We start from the raw sequence: 3,811 nt of genomic DNA on the forward strand, positions 1-3,811 counted from the left end.
AAACCTTTGGCCCTTGCGGTTCTGATATAATCCTGGGAGAGGACATCCAGCATAGAATTTCTCGAAAGCTGGATAACAATAGCCAGTGGTCGGATGGCTAAAGTAAAAGCGGGGAGAATAAGATTCTTTAACTCAAGATGCACGCCTCTTCCGAAATCATCAATCTCATATAAATTACCCGTAAGGTTCAGGCCTGTGTATTCACCAAGCACGAAAGCGAAGAGCCAGCCAATAAGTATGGCAGCAAAGAATGATGGGAGGGACATACCGAAGGCGGAGAAAAATATGGAAAGCCTGTCAAAAAGGGAATCTTTAAAAATGGCAGCAAGAATACCCAGAAAAATTCCCACCAATGATGCAAAAAAAATAGAGACGAAGGCCAAAATAAAAGTATTGGGTATGGTTTCCAGGATGATGGAGGTTACTTTCTGCTTGCTTTGGTAAGATCTTCTCAGGTAAGGGGGTTTTACAACCAGACAACTGTTTTCGGTATTTACAAGCGTTGCGTACGGGGCATATTTGGAAGGATCCAGATAAAAGTAATTGGATGAATCCCTGGAATGGTATGAAATGGGGGAGAGGTCGTTTAAATATTTTACGTACTGAAGGCCCTTTGAACGGTCCAGGCCCAAATCCTGTCTTATGGCTTCGAGAGAGGCCACGTCAGAACGCTGACCCATAAGCATACGGGCAGGGTCGGCGGGTATTACATTGAATAATATGAATACCAGAGAGGCAACACCCCAAAGGATCAGAATGGCATACAATATTCTTTTAATGAAATAATTTGCCAATGGCCTGGGATTTTAAAAGTCACGCAAATATAAGAAAAACCTTACGACTTCAGCTCTGTCTGGTCTGTTTTACTTTTATTTTCGTTTCCCTTTTTATCCCCATATTCAGGGTTATTTAAAAATTCTTCCTTGAATTCCGGGGTAGAAGGAAGGTCGTTGTTATGCCATTTATCCAGTACGGTGCCTTTTTTTATCAGCATTAAACCCGGATTGGCACGGATAATGGTTTTAAGCGTAATTTCATCCGCCTGGTAAAAAGAAAACGAGGCGCCCGTGTTGTTTTTAAAGGATTCGATTTCTTCTTCCAGTGAAGCCGTCAGACCAATGAAAGAACAATTGTTGGCGTTGTTACAAAATTCCGCAAGCCTGTTGATTTGATCCATTTCCGACTTATCGGCTTCACCGAGATCATAGGCAATCAGCATAAAGGTGAACTTGTCCTGATCAAGCACAATATCGGTTATGTCTTCCCCTTCGAGCGTAGAAATGGTAAAGTCTTCAATCGGTGGCTGATATCCCTCTTTGATCTTGATGTTTTTGGTCTCCACCCATTGCCAGGTTGAGTCGGGAAGGCTGTCCATTGTAAATTCCCTGATCTCTCCGTCTTTTTTATACTTTAATATGGTTTTGTATTCGGGTTTTGGAGCATCATCCGGGATCTCCATTTTATCCGGGATATTTGCTCCTACGTTATAAGGACGGAAATCAAATACAGGCAGATGGTGGTAACAATAAAACGAAAAACCCAGTATGATGAGGGCTGAAATTCCGGTTATGCCCCATTGCCAGTTATTGCTGTAAGGGGATTGAAATTTGTTGCGGTTGATGAAAACAATCACCACAAAGACCATAATCACCACATTCTTCCAAAACGTTTCCCAGTTGCTCATGACAATGGCATCCCCAAAACAGCCACAGTCCTGAACAGGATTGGTCAGTGCCAGGTAAAAGGTAAGCAGGGTAAAAAAGCCCATGAATATAAGTAAGATCCAGGAGCTTGCCCTGGGTTTGACATGGAATATAAGCATAGCTCCCAGGACAAATTCAAAGGTGCTTAATAAAACTCCAAGGTATAAAGCAATGGGATTAAGAAACTCTATTCCAAAGGCTATAAAATAGTCAATGAATTTATAGTTCGATCCAAGCGGGTCAATTCCCTTTACAAATCCGGAAAAGATCAGTACGAGTCCGACAATGATGCGGCTTGCTGTATATAAGTTTTTCATTGCTATTGAATTTAAATGGCCAAATATATAAAATCTGTTATTGAATCATTTTACCTATGACATAATATTCCGAAAGGTTCGGTTTACGTATTGTTTTTTGTCATGGTTACGTTTCTGCCCGATAGTAAAATAATTCTTGTTCCTGCGGTATAAAATACTAATTTTGCATCCTCGTTGGAAAAGTCGGAAAAATACAAATTAAATATGGGTTTTAAACAAGAGATCGACAGAAGAAGAACATTTGCCATAGTCAGCCATCCGGATGCAGGAAAGACGACGCTTACCGAGAAATTGCTGCTCTTTGGCGGCGCCATCAATGTAGCCGGGGCGGTAAAGTCCAATAAAATTAAAAAGACGGCCACTTCCGACTTCATGGAGATAGAGCGCCAACGAGGGATATCCGTGGCTACTTCTGTCATGGGTTTCGAATACAATGGAAAAAAGATTAATATACTTGATACACCCGGTCATCAGGATTTCGCTGAAGATACCTACCGCACTCTGACTGCGGTAGACAGTGTGATCATTGTGATCGATGCAGCGAAGGGAGTTGAGCCGCAGACCAAAAAGCTGATGAATGTATGCAGGATGCGGAATACTCCCGTGATTGTCTTTATTAACAAGCTTGATCGCCCTGCTAAAGATCCCTTCGATTTACTTGACGAAATAGAAAAAGAGCTTGATATCCAGGTAAAACCCCTGAGCTGGCCTATCGGTGACGGTCCCCATTTCAAGGGCGTTTACGACCTCTACAAAGAAAAGCTGAATCTTTTCAGTGGTCAGAACAAGCAACAAGTGGAAGAAGGAATTGAATTCAAAGATCTGGACGACAAGGAACTGGAAAATTATCTGGGTGAAAGCTTTGCCGGAACATTGAGGGAAGATATTGATTTGATCCAGGGCGTATATCCGGAATTTGATACAACACAATATCATAAAGGGCATCTTGCGCCGGTGTTTTTCGGCAGTGCCCTGAACAATTTCGGGGTGAGGGAGCTTCTGGAATGTTTTCTGGATGTTTCACCGGCACCTCAACCCACAACCGCTGAAGAAAGAATGGTAAGCCCCGATGAGGATAAGTTCTCAGGATTTGTTTTTAAGATTCATGCCAATATGGATCCCAACCACCGGGACCGTATTGCATTTGTCAAGATTTGTTCAGGCAAGTTTTTCCGGAATACCAACTACAAGCATGTCAGGGCAGCCAAAAAAATGAAGTTTTCCAGTCCAACCTCCTTCATGGCAGCCAGAAAGTCGGTGATTGAAGAAGCCTTTCCCGGGGATATTGTAGGGATTCATGATACCGGAAATTTTAAGATCGGGGATACCCTTACGGAAGGGGAGGATATTCACTTTAAAGGACTGCCAAGCTTTTCACCGGAGATGTTCCGCTACGTTGAAAACGATGACCCCATGCGGTATAAACAATTGGACAAGGGTCTGGATCAGTTGATGGATGAAGGGGTGGCTCAGTTGTTTAAAAGCAAGGTCAATGGCCGTAAGATAATCGGTACGGTGGGGCAGTTGCAGCTTGATGTGATCCAGTTCAGGCTGAAAAATGAGTATGGTGCCTCATGCAGGTACGAAACGCTTCAGATGTATAAGGCCTGCTGGATAGAGAGCGAAGATGAAGAACAACTCGAGGATTTCAGGAAACGCAAAGAACATGCACTGGCTCTGGATAAACATGGCAGAGAAGTTTTTCTGGCAGAATCGCCCCATTCATTGAGAATGGCACAGGAAAAGTTTCCGAAGATCAAGTTTCATTTCTCCAGCGAGTTCTGATTGAAT

At 42.8% G+C, this 3,811-nt stretch carries 3 protein-coding genes; 1 reads left to right on the plus strand and 2 read right to left on the minus strand.

The window, feature by feature from the left end:
- The coding region (locus tag KGY70_18635) for an ABC transporter permease (GenBank protein MBS3777219.1) at nt 1–794 on the minus strand (794 nt) is incomplete at its 3' end.
- 41 nt (nt 795–835) lie between these two features.
- Nucleotides 836–2,020, minus strand: coding sequence for a DoxX family protein (locus tag KGY70_18640; GenBank protein ID MBS3777220.1), 1,185 nt, complete (start codon nt 2,018–2,020; stop codon nt 836–838).
- A gap of 204 nt (nt 2,021–2,224) precedes the next feature.
- Between KGY70_18640 and KGY70_18645 the strand changes: the two genes are divergently transcribed.
- Nucleotides 2,225–3,805 carry a peptide chain release factor 3 gene (locus tag KGY70_18645; GenBank protein ID MBS3777221.1) on the plus strand — a complete coding sequence of 527 codons (1,581 nt, stop codon included), beginning with the start codon at nt 2,225–2,227 and terminating at the stop codon, nt 3,803–3,805.
- Nucleotides 3,806–3,811: the final 6 nt, after the last annotated feature.

The sequence above is a fragment of the Bacteroidales bacterium genome, from assembly GCA_018334875.1.
In the GTDB taxonomy this organism is placed as follows: Bacteria; Bacteroidota; Bacteroidia; order Bacteroidales; family UBA12077; genus JAGXLC01.